Below are 15142 nucleotides of genomic sequence, written 5' to 3'. Positions count from 1 at the left end.
GAGCATGGAAAATAAGAGTGGAGAGGCTAAAGTGCAGAAGGTCAGAAACTGGTCGCCGGTGTGGATTTTCCCTATCGTGACCGCGCTGATCGGTGCATGGATCCTGTTTTATCATTACAGCCATCAGGGACCGGAAGTCACGCTAATTACCACCAATGCAGAGGGGATTGAGGGCGGAAAAACCACCATCAAGAGCCGCAGCGTGGATGTGGGTGTCGTGGAAAGCGCGACCCTGACGGATGATTTAACCCATGTTGAAATCAAGGCCCGCCTGAATGCCGGCATGGAAAAACTGCTCCATGAAGATTCTGTTTTTTGGGTAGTGAAACCGCAGGTCGGGAGAGAAGGGATCAGCGGCTTAGGAACGCTATTGTCAGGGGCCTACATCGAACTCCAGCCCGGCAACAAAGGCGCCCAGCCAGCAAACTATCAGCTGCTGGATTCACCGCCGCTTGCGCCACCGGATGCAAAAGGGATCCGCGTTATTCTGGACAGCAAAAAAGCGGGCCAGCTCTCGCCGGGCGATCCGGTACTGTTCCGTGGATATCGCGTCGGTTCGGTTGAAACAAGCACCTTCGATCCGCAAAAACGGACCATCAGCTATCAGCTTTTTATCAACGCGCCTAATGACCGCCTGGTGACCAGCAACGTTCGCTTCTGGAAAGACAGCGGGATCGCGGTGGATCTGACCTCTGCGGGGATGCGCGTTGAGATGGGTTCACTCACCACGCTGTTTGGTGGGGGCGTCAGTTTTGATGTGCCGGAAGGTATCGATCTGGGACAACCGGTGGCGGAGAAAACCGCCTTCAGGCTGTTTGACGATCAAAAAAGCATTCAGGATGCGCTCTATACCGATCACATCGACTACCTGATGTTCTTTAAGGACTCTGTACGCGGCTTGCAGCCTGGGGCGCCAGTTGAGTTCCGCGGTATCCGTCTGGGGACCGTGGGACAAGTGCCTTACTTTGTTCCGGGACTCAAGCAGATGCTTGATGATGATTATCGTATTCCGGTGCTGATCCGCATTGAGCCTGAGCGTTTGATTAACCAGATAGGCGAGGACCAGGATATTGGGGAGCATATCAGCGATCTGATGAATCGCGGTCTGCGCGGCTCGCTGAAAACTGGCAACCTGGTCACAGGGGCGTTATATGTCGATATGGACTTCTATCCAAAAGCGCCACCAATGACGGGGATCCGTGAATTTGGCGGCTACAAAATCATTCCTACGGTCAGCAGTGGCCTGGCGCAGATTCAACAGCGCCTGATGGAAACACTGGATAAGATCAACAATCTGCCGCTGAATCCAATGCTTGAGGCCGCGACGGGATCACTGCATCAGAGCCAGGCGACGATGCAACGTCTGCAAACCACGCTGGATAATATCAACAAGATCACCGCCAACCAGTCCATGCAGCAGCTGCCGCAGGATATGCAGAAAACGTTGCGCGAACTGAATCGCAGTATGCAGGGCTTCCAGCCGGGCTCAGCGGCTTACAACAAGATGGTGGCGGATATGCAACGTCTTGATCAGGTTTTACGCGAGCTACAGCCCGTTCTGAAAACGCTCAATGAAAAGAGCAACGCGCTGGTGTTTGAAGCGAAAGACAAAAAGGATCCTGAGCCTAAGAGGGCGAAACAATGAAAAAATGGCTAATCATCGCAGGCGCACTGGTATTAACGGCCTGTAGCTCTGGAAGCGATAACAAAAGCTACTACCAGTTGCCGTTAAGCGCGCAATCCGGTGCGCAGAGTAGCAGCTCGCAGGGCAGCCGTCTGCTGTGGGTTGAACAGGTTGCCGTGCCAGATTATCTGGCGGGCAACGGGGTGGTCTACCAGACCAGCGATGTGCAGTACGTTATCGCCAACAATAACCTGTGGGCCAGCCCGCTGGATCAGCAGCTACGCAATACGCTGGTGGCGAATCTGAGCAGCCAGCTCCCTGGTTGGGTAGTCGCCTCGCAGCCTCTGGGAAGCGATCAGGATACCCTGAATGTTAACGTGACGGGATTCCATGGCCGCTATGATGGTGCGGTTGTTATCAGCGGGGAGTGGCTCTTGAATCATCAGGGCCAGCTGATTAAGCGTCCTTTCCATCTGGAACTGAAGCAGCAGAAAGATGGCTATGACGAAATGGTGAAAGTGCTTGCGCAGGGGTGGGCACAGGAGTCGGCTGCTATCGCAAGAGAGATTTCCCGGCTGCCATAAGTAAAATTCATCGACGAAAGCCGCACTCAGCTTCTTGCTGATTGCGGCTTTTTTTTCGTTTTATGTTCAGTTTGTTACTTGTCCCGCGTCACATTTTTTGTACAAACGATCTTCCATGTAGCTCACAAATATGACACCCGTATGAATTTTGAACGTTGACGCTGACGCCGATTCGGGGTATTCGTTAACTGTGCTTGCACATATTGCAATCACTGTTTTCTTTCCACCAGACAAAAGAATGAGGGAAACGAGGCATGAAGAGACAGAAACGAGATCGCCTGGAAAGGGCTCATCAACGTGGTTATCAGGCTGGCATCGCCGGACGTTCAAAAGAAATGTGTCCCTATCAGGCCCTGAATCAAAGGTCCCAATGGCTAGGGGGCTGGCGAGAAGCCATCGGAGACAGGGCAGTACTTGCTTGATACCGTCTCTTTAAAAAGAAACCTCCGCAATGCGGAGGTTTCGCCTTTCTGGAAGGGGCTAAATGCCGTTATCAGAAAGCGGAGGTATCCTGGAACAGACCCACTTTCAGGTCGTTCGCAGTATAGATAAGACGACCATCTACCAGCACTTCACCGTCCGCCAGGCCCATAATCAGGCGGCGGTTAACGATGCGTTTGAAATGGATACGGTAGGTGACTTTCTTCGCGGTAGGCAGAACCTGACCGGTGAATTTCACTTCGCCTACGCCCAGCGCACGGCCTTTACCTTCACCGCCAAGCCAGCCCAGATAGAAGCCAACCAGCTGCCACATGGCATCGAGGCCCAGGCAGCCAGGCATTACCGGATCGCCAATAAAGTGGCAACCGAAGAACCACAGGTCCGGGTTGATATCGAGTTCTGCTTCTACGTAACCCTTATCAAAGTTGCCGCCGGTTTCGGTCATTTTCACGACACGGTCCATCATCAGCATATTTGGGGCCGGTAACTGCGGGCCTTTCGCACCAAACAGTTCACCGCGACCAGAGGCAAGAAGGTCTTCTTTAGTATAGGATTCGCGTTTATCTACCATGTTCTCAGTAAGCCTTATTTTAGTGAAGGACGCAGGATAGCTAACACGTGTACGCTGAACAAGTCCGATCAGTTAGCACTAAACCAACTTAACCAGCGTAACGGCCACGGATAACGATGACGAGCATCCTGCTGTGTCGCCTGAGCTATACGTTCCTGAATGGTCTGCATCAGGGTTGTCTGGCCTTCGCCGTCCCAGACCAGGTTTGTCAGCAAGGGTAGAGCATCCTCAACCCCTTCGATGGCCCAGACGGCGAATTGTTCCTGCTCTACCGCATCCAGAATCGCCTGGCTCAGGCTCAAATGGCGAGCGTTAGGTGCCGGAATAATCACGCCCTGTTTGCCGTTTAAACCGCGCTGCTGGCAGATAGCGAAGAAGCCTTCGATTTTCTCATTCAGTCCACCCACCGGTTGGGCACGACCAAACTGATCCACGGAACCGGTAATCGCAATATTCTGATTAATCGGTACGTCTGCAAGCGCGCTGATCACGGCGCACAGCTCCGCCATCGAGGCGCTATCGCCGTCGACTTCACTGTAGGACTGTTCAAAGGTCAACGAGGCAGAGAAGGGGATCTGCTGCTCCAGCTGAAGTTCAGACATCAGGAATGCCTGCATGATCATCATGCCTTTGGCATGAATGTTTCCACCCAGTTCGGCCTTGCGTTCGATATCGGTAAATTCGCCGTCGCCAATGTGCACGACACAGCTGATACGGGAAGGCTCGCCAAAGGCGCGCGGGTGTCCGGGGAACTCGATGACGGACAAGGCGTTGATTTGCCCGATACGTTCGCCTTCGGTCTCCACCAGAATCTGTTCCAGCAGAATTTCATCCTGCATACGGTCAGCAAGATAACCTTCACGCCATTCACGCTGGGCCAGCATCTGGCTAAGCTGCTCACCGGTAAACGGACCGTTGCCGCTGATAACGCCCACTTCACGCAGCTGTTTACCGATCCAGAGCGGGCAGAGCGGCAGGGTTTCCTGATCGCCAGTGTAGCGTACGGCCTCGCGGATTAAGCCCGGCCACGCATCCTCGGCAGGCGAGGGCAGCGCGAAACGTTCCGCCACGGCCATAACCCACTGACACCACTGCGCCATGTCATCGGCATCGGCGATCTGAATATTGTCTTCAAATTCACTGTAAACCGCCTGCTCCGCGAGTTCTGGCTCCATTTCCTGGAAATCAGCCAGAGATTCACGGTCACCCGTCAGCACGACGGTCAGCGACAGCGGCATAGACGGAATGGAAACAGGCAGCGGACGTGAATCGTCGTAGCCTATCCAGTCAAAACGTTGCTGCATCACCACCGTTTTCAGGCGCATCCACAGCAGAGGCTGTGCGAGCAGGGTGCGAAGGGAGATGAGCAACACACCACCGTTCGCGCGGTGTACCAGACCGGGTTGCAGTGACACATCGCCATTGAACTGACGAAGGCAGCCGAACAGCTGTTCTGCTTCCACCCAGTTGGCGGTGATCACTTCGCCTTTTGCAGCGAACTGTCCGTCTGCCTGCGTGGCAGGTTCGTACGTCACGTCACGTCCGGCAATATGATACTGACCACCAAAAACGGCATTCGTTTTTGGATGCAACTGGCGCATGGCATCACCGAGAAGCGTCAGATACTCGGCTTCTTCCGGGGCTTTGAGCAGCATGAAAGGAGATGTAGCCCATGGGGATGACATCTGCTCCAGCGCGTAATGCAAACGCGGTTGTGTATCGCTAAGTATGAATTCGTGTTCTTTTGTGAGGTCTGGCTGTGCAAACAGCTCCTGATAGCTCTCGGTATCCGGAACCAGGTCACGCCATGCAAGTTTCGTAATGGTCAAAGTTGATGTTTTTTAGTCAGAAGTAAAACCGTGGAGTATACCGTAAGCGGCGCACTCTGCCCAATCAGGATTCGGGTTTTCGTCATGCGGATCGCCTGCGGCGTTTCACAGGATATGATTTCTTTTCAGCAGATTGCCAAAAAACTGATATTCTGAACAGAGTTACACGGTAACACTGAGATCGCAATGAAATATCAACAACTGGAAAACCTCGAAAGCGGCTGGAAATGGAAGTACCTGGTCAAAAAGCACCGTGAAGGGGAGCTGATCACCTGCTACATCGAAGCCAGCGCGGCACAAGAAGCTGTGGATATGTTGCTGACCCTCGAAAACGAACCGGTACAGGTCAACGGCTGGATTGAGAAACACATTAATCCGGCCTTGTTAAACCGGATGAAGCAAACTATCCGTGCTCGTCGTAAACGGCATTTCAATGCCGAGCATCAGCACACCCGTAAGAAATCGATCGACCTGGAGTTCATGGTCTGGCAGCGTCTGGCCGGGCTTGCGCAGCGGCGCGGGAAAACCCTGTCGGAAACGGTGGTGCAGCTGATTGAAGATGCCGAGCACAAAGAGAAGTATGCCAGCCAGATGTCGACGCTGAAGAACGATCTACAGGCACTGTTAGGTAAAAAATAAGCTTTTTACTTTTCTTCAGATAATAAAAAACCCCGCATCGCGGGGTTTTTTTATAAGACGATAACTTATGCCGCAGGCTGAGTTACAACGTCTTTGATACCTTTAACTTCGATCTCTACGCGACGATCTGGTGCCAGGCAGTCGATCAGTGCAGCGCGTGGTTTCACGTTGTCACAGGTAGAACCGGTAACTGGGTTAGATTCGCCCATACCACGTGGGGAGATCTTGTTAGCTGGGATACCTTTAGATACCAGGTAATCAACTACAGACTGAGCACGTTTCTCAGACAGACCCTGGTTGTAAGCGTCAGAACCGATACGGTCGGTGAAGCCCAGAACCACTACAGAACCGTCTTTAGGATCCAGGTTGCTCAGCTGGGTGTACAGCTGATCCAGCGCCTGCTGACCTTCTGGTTTCAGGGTAGCTTTGTTGAAGTTGAACAGAACGTCAGACTTCAGAGTGAAGTGCTTGGTCTGTACTTCTGGAGCTGGAGCCGGAGCTGGAGCTACGACTGGCGCATCTTCCTGCTGACCGAAACGGTAAGAAACACCAACGCTCAGCATGCCGTTGTCTGGACGAACGCCAACGGTAGCACCGTCACCGATGTTGTTAACCCACTGGTATTCCAGACGGGTAGCGATGTCACGGGTCATTGCCCACTCAACACCACCAGCGAATACTGGGGAAACACCAGTGTCGTGGTCGTCACCAGCACGGCTGTTGCTGGAGTCTGCACGCCATACCATGCCGCCCAGACGGGTGTACACGTCCAGGTCGTCAGTTACTGGGTAACCCAGTTTAGCGGTCAGCTGTACGCCTTGAGCTTTGAAAGCGCCATTTACGTTGTCGCCTTTGTAAGGCATACGACCTAACCAGTCGTAACCCATTTCAAAGCCAACATACGGGTTAACCTGATAGCCACCGAACGCACCTGCACCAAGCTGGCTCTCATGAGTTGGGCCATCATTGTTGTTTGCGCTGTCGTACCAACCGGTGTCATGGAACTGAGACCAACCCAGTTTACCACCTGCATACCAGGTATTATCTTTCGGAGCGGCCTGCGCTACGGTAGCGAAGCCAGCCAGTGCCACTGCAATCGCGATAGCTGTCTTTTTCATTTTTTGCGCCTCGTTATCATCCAAAATTTGCCATGAATATCTCCATCGGAGGAATCACGGTTAAATCCTTCACCGGGGGGCGTGGTCAAATATAAACCTACCGATATCTTCGGCTTAGGCCGAGCACCCCTGGCGATGTAAAGTCTACAACGTAGCTGAAAACTTACAAGTGTGAAGTCCGTCAGGCATATGAAAAAAAAAGTTCCGTATACCTAATATTTAACAATTTTTGAACGAATTTTGTGCAGTAAAATTAACGAGAACCGCGTCAGACAAGCCTTGCCGCAGTTTTGGCGCGTTGAACTTTTTTTGCATACTGCGGTCGAAAAAAATTCCAGGAAAACTCTTAAAATGACTCAATGGTACACATTTGAGTGAATTTTTAGCCCGGGATGTTGTCCTCTGCGATAGGAATCTCCACGAACCGGCCGCATGATGAAACCCATCGCGTTACCTTCTTCAGCCGCTTCAGTCAGACGCAAATGTTCCTCTTGCGACAGATCCTCAGGCAACCACCCAATCACGACGCTATAGTTCCCGGTACGTAATGCCCGGACCATCGACTCGACCGTATCGCAAGGGGAGAGTTGATTAATCTGCATCACCTTCGCTAACGGCAGGCCAGCCGACTGAACCCATTCACGACTTAATTTTTGCTGTGGCGTCAGCCAGAGCTGCCAGCGAGACTGTTGCCCGAGCTGCTGCAAAAGCGGCAGGAGTAAGAGTTGTGTTAACAGCGGCTGGTCTTCACGGTAAACCACTTCACTGATAAGCCCTGTCGATACACGCCCGATAGAATTCTGCGCAGCATTGCCTGCGGCAGAAGTGGAAGGTGTTAAGTGATTTGCATAGCCTGAAGTGTACATATTCATTCCAGCCCTGTAGTTACTGTATGGATATACAGTAACCCCTGTGTGCATAAAGATCAACCTCATTTTCGGAAAGCGACTCGCAAATTTCATCCATTCCTGGTGAACCTGAAAAAATCATCTTGCCCAACGGCAATAAGTTGCCTATTTTCCTGCTAACGGATCCGTTAGTAAGAAATATCGTGTTTACTGTATGATTTTTAATGGAATTATCATGAAAAAGATATCTTATGATCGGATTTATCAATCTCAGGAATACCTCTCTCCGCTGGGCGAAATTCATCATCGCGCCCTGTTTGGCGGTTATACCCTGGCCGTGGATGAAGCGGTGTTCGCGATGGTGTCTGACGGCGAGCTGTACCTTCGCGCCTGTGAGCAAAGTGCAAAATACTGTGTAAAAAACGCCTCCTCTTTTCTGACCCTGATGAAACGAGGACGGCCAGTGCTGCTTAATTACTACCGTGTGGATGAAGGTCTGTGGCAAAACAGGGAAAAGCTGCTTCAGCTCTCCTCGTTTGCGCTCGATGCCGCCAGGAAAGAGCGCTACCAGCGCCATCAGCGTAATCGGCTTAAGGATCTGCCGAACCTGACCTTTCAGATTGAGGTCCTGCTTATGGAGGCGGGCATTACCAATGAAGAGACGCTACGACAGTTGGGGGCGAAGACGAGCTGGCTGAAAATGCGCTCTAAGAATAAAGCGCTGAGTATCCGGGTATTGTTCGCGCTTGAAGGCGCCATCGAAGGGTTACATGAAGCGGCACTCCCGGCGGATATTCGCCGGGAGCTTATGGAGTGGTTTAATGCGCTGCCTGAGTCGCAGGGCCATCATTCCGCCAGGTAGCGATCTTCTGTCGCAGCCGACAAATTTCCGGCAGCAAAGCGATAAGCAGGCCAATTTGCTGTAGGACCAGCGGAGCTTTGTTGTCGGTGCCAGGATCAAGGTGTGCGATACGTTGCACCAGTTCATCCAGTGCCTGGTGAACCCGTGGCTCATCCGCAGGTTGATGATGAAGCGCATCATCAACGTAGCAAACGGCGTCGTCCAGCAGCGCCAGGATGCCCGGATTTGTCAGTTTCTCACGGTGGGCGCCAAGGGTAGAGATATAGCTGGTGAACGTGTGGTTCAGACACAGCAGGCGGAAGGCTGTCTCCCGGATTTCTGCCGTGGCGCGCGGCTCAGTTGACATATTCGAGACAACGGAAGCCAGCTCTGCGTCCGTGTTATGCGCATCGCGACGGGCAATCCGATAGGCCAGACGGTTATCGCGACCCTGATGGTATTGCTCAAGAATAGCATCCAGATAGCGGCAGTTGGCGTTCATCGCTCTGTCGGACACGCGCGGTAAGTTACGAAAACGCCAGTCCGGCCAGATAAAGCTCACCGCCGCCCAGGCAATGGCGCAGCCGATTAGCGTGTCGATCACGCGGGGGAGGGCCACTTCAAAGCCTTCACCCAGCAGATTGAAGCAGAGCAGCACCAGCAGCGTGATGAACATCGTGGCGTGGGCGTACTGCACATTGCGGAAGGCGAAAAACAGTACACCGGTAATCACGATCAGGATCAGTTGCCCTTCTACGGATGGCACAAAGTAGAGCACCGGCAGCCCGATGGCGACCCCGACTAATGTCCCGACAATACGCAGCGCGAGCCGATGGCGGGTAGCGTTATAGTTCGGCTGGCAGACAAACAGGCTGGTCAGCAGGATCCAGTAACCGTGGTGCAATCCTGTTATCTGGATAAACGCGTAGCCGACGCACAGAACCAGCGACATCCTTACCGCATGGCGAAAGAGGGCGGATTCCGGCGTAAAATGACGGCTCAGGCGCAGCCACATATCGCTGAAACCGTTGAGACTGTCGTCGGCAAGCTGGTTGTCGGCGTCATTGCCCGGCATTGCCATCGCCTGTTCAGACTCAATGGTGGCGAGCTGAGCATCGATGGCTCTCAGGTTGTTGAGCAAGAATCCCAGGGCTTTGAACTGTTCCGGCGATGTCCCACTGGCCTGAACGCGATCGAGGGCCGCATCCAGATGACTGAATGCGCGTTCAAAGCGAGGATCGTGCTGATAGGGCGTGCGCAGCAGTATTGAGCGCGCAAGTTGCTGGCAGGCCTGAGACTGCATCGACAGCAGGCGCTGGAAACGGAACATCACGTCGCTGTAGCGGAATTTCTCGCGCAGGTCAGCGTACTGCACATGCGAGGAGCTGGCGCGCTCGTGAATATCCTGGGCGACAAAGTAGTAGTGCAGTGTGCGCCGGGTACCGCGCTGACCGCGATCGCCGCGCAGACGGGTGAGCAGAGACGCTTTGGTCTGATTCAGCGTGGCGACCAGCTGGCCATTTGCCAGCGCCAGATCGTACAGGGGCGCCTGGCTGTCCTCTTCAATATCCGGATCAAACAGCCGGGATTTCAGCTCCAGATAGTGGGCCAGCTGTTCGTAACTGCGGGCAATGTTGTCCTGTAAGGCACGAACCGGAAAAATAAGATGTCCGGTTAAGGTCAGCAGGTTATACCAGATAGCGCCCAACAGCAGCAGGACCGGTTGCTGATACCACTGATCGTAAAGAGAGACGCCCAGCATGGTGTAAATGGCAATCAGCAGGGCGCCAAACGCGATAGTGGCGTAGCGTTGCCCGAGGCCGCCGAGCAAAATGAAGCCGCTGGTAGACACCGTCAGCCCTAAGGCAAACAGCCAGGGCCAGGGGAAAAGCAGCTCAACGGAGGCGGAAGCAATAAAGAAGCAGACCAGCGTGATGACCAGATTACGCAAACGACCGGCCAGGCGGTCGTCGAGATCCGCCAGCGCACCGGCCACCACCCCAAGCGTGAGGGGGATGGTGAGCTTCACGTCATTCAGCCACCACGGCAGAGCGACGGTGCCGCAGAGGGCGATAAAGATCCTGACGTTATACAGCCAGTTACTGTTCCACGTATAGCGACGAAGAAGGGGGCTTAGCATGAGTGCGGCCAGTCCTTATTACTGAAAACGGCGACGGGCGTTGGCTTCACGCGCGGCTTGCGCGACTTCGACCGGGACAACACGGCGTCCTACCGGCCACAGGGCGATGGTAGCAATTTTGAAATTAGCGATGCCAACCGGAATGCCTATAATCGTGATGCACTGGGCGATACCAGCGAAGATATGCATCAGACACAACCACCAGCCAAAGAAGATCAGCCATAAAATATTCAGCAGCGTGCCGCCGGTATTCATGAAGGCATTTTTTCTTTCCGGCTCCAGCTCATCCACGTGTACGGCTTCATTTCCATAAGGAACGAGGGACAGTTTGGTGATTTCCCAGCAGGAGCGCGTCAGCGGAAGGGTGAAGATGAGCACGATGCTCACCAGGGTGGCAAAAAGCCAGGAAAGGGTGGTGGCAAAACCGCCAAGGACAAAATTCAACACATTCAGAACGGTACGCATAAACCCTCATTTCCTTCGATATGATTAACGCCCGGTGATTGTAACGTTTTTTTGGGCTGGAGCACCTTAAAACTGGCAGTTAAACTGTCTGACAAATTATGACCTCGTGGATCCGGCAGGATATGGAACTGAAAGCAACTTCAATGGGCAAACGCCTGGCGCAGCACCCTTACGACAAGATTGTCCTGCTCAATGCAGGAGTGAAAGTCTCCGGTGAACGCCACGAATACCTTATTCCGTTTAATCAGCTACTGGCCATTCATTGTAAACGAGGGCTGGTATGGGGGGAGCTGGAGTTCGTCCTGCCGGCAGACAAAGTGGTGCGACTCCACGGGACCGAGTGGGCGGAAACCCAACGCTTCCACCATCATCTGAACACGCGCTGGCAGCAGTGGAGCCAGGAGATGAGCGTGATTGCCGCACAGGTTCTGCAACAGGTGCTGGACGATATCGCGCTAAGCAATACGCAGCAGAAGTGGCTGACGCGCCAGCAAACCGCCGGGCTTCAGCAAAAAATCGCCCAGGCGCTGACGGCATTGCCTTTACCGGTGGCGCGGCTTGAGGAATTTGAGAACTGCCGCGACGCGTGGCGGAAGTGCCAGGCCTGGCTGAGCGATATCGAGAAAAGCCGTCTGGCGCATAACCAGGCCTGGACTGAGGCGATGCTTACGCAATATGCCGACTTCTTCAGTACAGTGGAGTCATCGCCCCTCAATCCTGCCCAGGCGCGCGCCGTGGTGAATGGCGAACAGTCTTTATTGGTGCTGGCAGGTGCCGGGAGCGGCAAAACGTCGGTGCTGGTGGCGCGCGCGGGTTGGCTTCTGACAACGGGCGAGGCGGTTGCAGACCAGATTTTGCTGCTGGCCTTTGGTCGCAAGGCTGCGCAGGAGATGGATGAGCGCATTCAGGCGCGTTTGCATACCCAGGATATCTCGGCGCGCACGTTCCACTCCCTCGCTTTACACATCATTCAACAGGGCAGCAAAAAAGTTCCTGTTGTCAGCAAGCTGGAGAACGACGCTCAGGCTCGCCAGGCGCTGTTTATCAAGGCATGGCGTCAGCAGTGCAGTGAAAAAAAGGCGCAGGCGAAAGGCTGGCGTCAGTGGCTTGAAGAGGAACTCAGCTGGGAGGTGCCCGAGGGCAGCTTCTGGCAGGATGAAAAGCTGGCGCGCCGGCTGGGCTCTCGTCTCGACCGGTGGGTAAGCCTGATGCGCATGCACGGCGGCTCTCAGGCGGAGATGATAGAAAGCGCACCGGAGTCGATCCGCGCTGTGTTTTCTAAACGGGTTAAGCTGATGGCGCCGATGCTGAAAGCGTGGAAAACCGCGCTGAAAGACGAAAACGCGGTCGATTTTTCGGGGCTGATCCATCAGGCCATTATCATTCTGGAGAAAGGGCGCTTCGTCAGCCCGTGGAAACACATCCTGGTGGATGAGTTTCAGGATATCTCGCCGCAGCGCGCTGCGCTGCTTTCGGCGCTGCGGGCGCAGAATAAACACACGTCGCTGTTTGCCGTGGGCGATGACTGGCAGGCTATCTACCGTTTCAGCGGGGCGCAACTATCCCTCACAACGGCCTTCCACCACTATTTTGGGGAAGGCGATCGCAGCGATCTGGACATCACCTACCGCTTCAACTCGCGGATTGGCGAAATAGCCAACCGTTTTATTCAGCAGAACCCGCACCAGCTGTCGAAACCGCTTAACAGCCTGACGTCGGGGGATAAAAAGGCCGTCACGCTGCTGGCGGACGATCAGCTGGAACCGCTGCTGGATAAACTGAGCGGCTATGCGAAACCGGATGAGCGTATTCTGGTGCTGGCGCGTTATCATCACCTCAAGCCGACGGCGCTGGAAAAAGCGGCGACGCGCTGGCCAAAACTTCAGCTCGATTTTATGACCATTCACGCCAGTAAAGGGCAGCAGGCCGACTACGTGATTGTGGTGGGGCTAAAAGAGGGGAGCGACGGTTTCCCTGCACCGGCGCGGGAATCCGTGATGGAAGAGGCGTTATTACCTGTTCCGGAAGATTTCCCGGATGCAGAGGAGCGGCGTTTACTGTACGTGGCGATAACCCGCGCGCGCCATCGCGTGTGGCTCTTGTTCAACAAAGAGGAGCCGTCGGTGTTTGTCGATATTTTGAAAAGTATTGACGTGCCGGTGGCGAGAAAGCCGTAACGCGCCGGGCAAATTCTGTAGGCCCGGTAAGCGCAGCGCCACCGGGCAAAAAACTACTTCAGTCTCTCCGCAAGATAACGCTGATAATCCGGGATCAAAATCTCCACCGGATCGTTAAACTGCGGCGATTCAATGATGAAATCTGCCGTTGAAAGATTGGTGGCTACCGGAATGTTCCACACCGTCGCCAGACGCAGCAGCGCTTTAACGTCCGGATCATGCGGAACCGCGTTCAGCGGATCCCAGAAGAAAATCAGAACGTCAATTTTACCTTCTGAAATCTGAGCACCTACCTGCTGGTCACCCCCCATCGGGCCGCTCAGCATGGCATTCACTTCCAGACCGGTTTCGCGGTGGATCAGGTTGCCGGTTGTTCCCGTGGCAGAAAGGGCATGATGCTGTAAAAGAGGCTGATGGCGACGAACCCAGTTAAGCAGCATTTGTTTACAGTGATCGTGCGCAACCAGAGCAATGTGCTTGCGCGCCGGAAGTGTGCGTGTTGTCAGTTCCATAATCTTATCCGTGAGGTTACCTCGTTACACGATGACGGGAACTGGCTGATGCTGCAAGAGAAAGGACGAAAAAATGTGGCTTACGACGAAGGTTGTTGCTTCGCCCATTGCAGAAAACGGGCGCGCGTGTCCGGATCGGCATTCTGGAACCAGAACTTGAGGCGTTGCTCAGTAAGGGTCTGCGACTGAGGGGGGAGTACATCCAACTCCGATACGCCCGAAAGCAGGGTACTGTCATCCGCCATCATGGTGGCGAACTGGGGCAGCGAGGCGCGCCTGCTGGCCCTGTTGTAGGTCTCGGTGTCCGCTTCATAGTCTGTTCCCTTTGACCTTTTTGTCAGCGCCAGAATATCCAGTTTTACCGGGATGGGCATGGAGTCCCCGTCCACCAGTTCAATGCGCGGCGAGGCATCAAATGCCAGTGACTCCTTTTCTGTCTCAAGGCGCGGGAGACGAAAATTGACCTGGCTGATAAGCTGGGTATTAAAGCTGACCACCAGCGGAGGCGAAATGTACACCTGCTGTTCGTTGTCGGCGAGGCGAATGGTCTTTTCCACCCGAAAAACCACCTGGTGCGGGCCGTTATCCAGCTCGATACTGTCTGCACCCCGCAGCAGGGAGCTGGAGACTTTTTTCCCGTCCAGCACCAGCAGGTCAATGTCGGTTGAGAGTCTGAGGGTGGTTGCGAAAACAAAAACCGGCATGATTAACGCAACCATAGCCCAGGCAATGTCGGTTTTCATAGCAGACTCCTGTAGACAAACTACCCGGTAAGAATGTATCAAAAGTTTTCGACAAACACGTTTACTAACATATAGACATATTCTGCCGTTTTGCCCTCATACTTCTGTATGGGATGCGTGGTTGAGATGTCCGCTTTGACGTACACTTTGAAAAAAGCCAGGAGGAAGAGCATGAAAGAGAACGACATTGTCGAGATTCTGACGTCCACGCGTACTATCGCGCTGGTCGGCGCGAGCGATAAACCGGATCGCCCAAGCTATCGGGTCATGAAATACCTTCTGGATCAGGGTTATCACGTGATCCCGGTCTCGCCGAAGGTGGCGGGGAAAACGCTGCTGGGCCAGCAGGGCTATGCGACGCTCGCGGACGTGCCGGAAAAGGTGGATATGGTGGACGTTTTTCGTAATTCAGAGGCGGCCTGGGGCGTGGCGCAGGAGGCGATTGCCATCGGCGCGAAAACGCTGTGGATGCAGCTGGGCGTGATTAATGAGCAGGCGGCCGTGCTGGCGCGCGATGCCGGGCTGAAGGTGGTGATGGATCGCTGTCCGGCAATCGATATTCCCCGTCTGGGGCTGGCAAAATAAAAAAAGCCCGTTTGACGGGCTTTTT

At 54.1% G+C, this 15142-nt stretch carries 15 protein-coding genes; 7 read left to right on the top strand and 8 right to left on the bottom strand.

Annotation, left to right across the window (positions count from 1 at the left end; translation table 11 throughout):
- Positions 1 to 4: 4 nt before the first annotated feature.
- The 3 genes from pqiB (at position 5) to rmf (ending at position 2630) form a co-directional block, all read left to right on the top strand.
- The gene (gene pqiB, locus ACJTMZ_RS05575; protein WP_015570901.1) at positions 5 to 1645 is read left to right on the top strand and encodes an intermembrane transport protein PqiB; all 1641 of its coding nucleotides are present in this window, start codon (positions 5 to 7) and stop codon (positions 1643 to 1645) included.
- Positions 1642 to 2208, top strand: a complete 567-nt coding sequence (gene pqiC / locus ACJTMZ_RS05570; RefSeq protein ID WP_015570900.1) for a membrane integrity-associated transporter subunit PqiC — start codon at positions 1642 to 1644, stop codon at positions 2206 to 2208. The genes pqiB and pqiC overlap by 4 nt, the downstream gene beginning before the upstream one ends.
- 254 nt (positions 2209 to 2462) lie before the next feature.
- Positions 2463 to 2630 (top strand): ribosome modulation factor, encoded by a 168-nt coding sequence (gene rmf, locus ACJTMZ_RS05565; protein ID WP_003858162.1) that lies wholly within the window; start codon positions 2463 to 2465, stop codon positions 2628 to 2630.
- A 71-nt stretch (positions 2631 to 2701) separates the two neighbouring features.
- On the opposite strand, the gene fabA is transcribed toward rmf, so the two are convergent.
- Both fabA and ACJTMZ_RS05555 read right to left on the bottom strand, forming a co-directional pair.
- Entirely contained in the window at positions 2702 to 3220 is a 519-nt protein-coding gene (fabA, locus tag ACJTMZ_RS05560; RefSeq protein ID WP_000227926.1) for a bifunctional 3-hydroxydecanoyl-ACP dehydratase/trans-2-decenoyl-ACP isomerase, read from the bottom strand.
- A 68-nt stretch (positions 3221 to 3288) separates the two neighbouring features.
- A complete protein-coding gene (locus ACJTMZ_RS05555) occupies positions 3289 to 5049 on the bottom strand; it encodes a Lon protease family protein (protein WP_047365680.1) in 1761 nt (586 codons plus the stop codon).
- Positions 5050 to 5235: 186 nt separating this feature from the next.
- Here ACJTMZ_RS05555 and matP point away from each other — a divergent pair, with 186 nt between their 5' ends.
- The gene (gene matP / locus ACJTMZ_RS05550; protein WP_006809347.1) at positions 5236 to 5688 is read left to right on the top strand and encodes a macrodomain Ter protein MatP; all 453 of its coding nucleotides are present in this window, start codon (positions 5236 to 5238) and stop codon (positions 5686 to 5688) included.
- Between the two features lie 65 nt (positions 5689 to 5753).
- Here matP and ompA read toward each other — a convergent pair whose 3' ends face one another.
- Positions 5754 to 6806 (bottom strand): porin OmpA, encoded by a 1053-nt coding sequence (gene ompA / locus ACJTMZ_RS05545; RefSeq protein ID WP_108376575.1) that lies wholly within the window; start codon positions 6804 to 6806, stop codon positions 5754 to 5756.
- A 356-nt stretch (positions 6807 to 7162) separates the two neighbouring features.
- On the bottom strand, positions 7163 to 7672 hold the full coding sequence (gene sulA, locus ACJTMZ_RS05540) for an SOS-induced cell division inhibitor SulA (RefSeq protein ID WP_026094322.1): 510 nt from the start codon (positions 7670 to 7672) through the stop codon (positions 7163 to 7165).
- Between the two features lie 217 nt (positions 7673 to 7889).
- Here sulA and ACJTMZ_RS05535 point away from each other — a divergent pair, with 217 nt between their 5' ends.
- A complete protein-coding gene (locus tag ACJTMZ_RS05535; RefSeq protein ID WP_017384804.1) occupies positions 7890 to 8516 on the top strand; it encodes a TfoX/Sxy family DNA transformation protein in 627 nt (208 codons plus the stop codon).
- On the opposite strand, the gene yccS is transcribed toward ACJTMZ_RS05535, so the two are convergent.
- On the bottom strand, positions 8473 to 10635 hold the full coding sequence (gene yccS, locus ACJTMZ_RS05530) for a YccS family putative transporter (RefSeq protein ID WP_015570895.1): 2163 nt from the start codon (positions 10633 to 10635) through the stop codon (positions 8473 to 8475). The two genes, ACJTMZ_RS05535 and yccS, sit on opposite strands and share 44 nt — an antisense overlap.
- 18 nt (positions 10636 to 10653) lie before the next feature.
- The gene (locus ACJTMZ_RS05525) at positions 10654 to 11100 is read right to left on the bottom strand and encodes a YccF domain-containing protein (protein ID WP_015570894.1); all 447 of its coding nucleotides are present in this window, start codon (positions 11098 to 11100) and stop codon (positions 10654 to 10656) included.
- Between the two features lie 122 nt (positions 11101 to 11222).
- Here ACJTMZ_RS05525 and helD point away from each other — a divergent pair, with 122 nt between their 5' ends.
- The gene (gene helD, locus ACJTMZ_RS05520; RefSeq protein ID WP_252010835.1) at positions 11223 to 13277 is read left to right on the top strand and encodes a DNA helicase IV; all 2055 of its coding nucleotides are present in this window, start codon (positions 11223 to 11225) and stop codon (positions 13275 to 13277) included.
- Positions 13278 to 13330: 53 nt separating this feature from the next.
- Here helD and mgsA read toward each other — a convergent pair whose 3' ends face one another.
- Together mgsA and csgI are read right to left on the bottom strand one after the other, a co-directional pair.
- A complete protein-coding gene (gene mgsA / locus ACJTMZ_RS05515) occupies positions 13331 to 13789 on the bottom strand; it encodes a methylglyoxal synthase (RefSeq protein WP_003858146.1) in 459 nt (152 codons plus the stop codon).
- An 80-nt stretch (positions 13790 to 13869) separates the two neighbouring features.
- On the bottom strand, positions 13870 to 14532 hold the full coding sequence (gene csgI, locus ACJTMZ_RS05510; protein WP_252010834.1) for a curli synthesis inhibitor: 663 nt from the start codon (positions 14530 to 14532) through the stop codon (positions 13870 to 13872).
- Positions 14533 to 14703: 171 nt separating this feature from the next.
- Here csgI and ACJTMZ_RS05505 point away from each other — a divergent pair, with 171 nt between their 5' ends.
- Complete coding sequence (locus ACJTMZ_RS05505; RefSeq protein WP_006809337.1) at positions 14704 to 15117, top strand: CoA-binding protein; 414 nt, start codon at positions 14704 to 14706, stop codon at positions 15115 to 15117.
- Positions 15118 to 15142 lie beyond the last annotated feature (25 nt).

Origin of the sequence: Enterobacter sp. DN (genome assembly GCF_046054285.1) — a bacterium.
Classification (GTDB): Bacteria; Pseudomonadota; Gammaproteobacteria; order Enterobacterales; family Enterobacteriaceae; genus Enterobacter; species Enterobacter hormaechei_C.
Note: the sequence above shows the minus strand (reverse complement) of the source record. Positions and strands in the feature narration are given on the sequence as shown.

Bases quoted from the DNA above. Each gene is read 5' to 3' on its own strand.
- pqiB (WP_015570901.1), top strand. From the start codon at position 5: ATGGAAAATAAGAGTGGAGAGGCTAAAGTGCAGAAGGTCAGAAACTGG.
- pqiC (WP_015570900.1), top strand. From the start codon at position 1,642: ATGAAAAAATGGCTAATCATCGCAGGCGCACTGGTATTAACGGCCTGT.
- rmf (WP_003858162.1), top strand. From the start codon at position 2,463: ATGAAGAGACAGAAACGAGATCGCCTGGAAAGGGCTCATCAACGTGGT.
- fabA (WP_000227926.1), bottom strand. From the start codon at position 3,220: ATGGTAGATAAACGCGAATCCTATACTAAAGAAGACCTTCTTGCCTCT.
- matP (WP_006809347.1), top strand. From the start codon at position 5,236: ATGAAATATCAACAACTGGAAAACCTCGAAAGCGGCTGGAAATGGAAG.
- ompA (WP_108376575.1), bottom strand. From the start codon at position 6,806: ATGAAAAAGACAGCTATCGCGATTGCAGTGGCACTGGCTGGCTTCGCT.
- sulA (WP_026094322.1), bottom strand. From the start codon at position 7,672: ATGTACACTTCAGGCTATGCAAATCACTTAACACCTTCCACTTCTGCC.
- ACJTMZ_RS05535 (WP_017384804.1), top strand. From the start codon at position 7,890: ATGAAAAAGATATCTTATGATCGGATTTATCAATCTCAGGAATACCTC.
- yccS (WP_015570895.1), bottom strand. From the start codon at position 10,635: ATGCTAAGCCCCCTTCTTCGTCGCTATACGTGGAACAGTAACTGGCTG.
- ACJTMZ_RS05525 (WP_015570894.1), bottom strand. From the start codon at position 11,100: ATGCGTACCGTTCTGAATGTGTTGAATTTTGTCCTTGGCGGTTTTGCC.
- helD (WP_252010835.1), top strand. From the start codon at position 11,223: ATGGAACTGAAAGCAACTTCAATGGGCAAACGCCTGGCGCAGCACCCT.
- mgsA (WP_003858146.1), bottom strand. From the start codon at position 13,789: ATGGAACTGACAACACGCACACTTCCGGCGCGCAAGCACATTGCTCTG.
- csgI (WP_252010834.1), bottom strand. From the start codon at position 14,532: ATGAAAACCGACATTGCCTGGGCTATGGTTGCGTTAATCATGCCGGTT.
- ACJTMZ_RS05505 (WP_006809337.1), top strand. From the start codon at position 14,704: ATGAAAGAGAACGACATTGTCGAGATTCTGACGTCCACGCGTACTATC.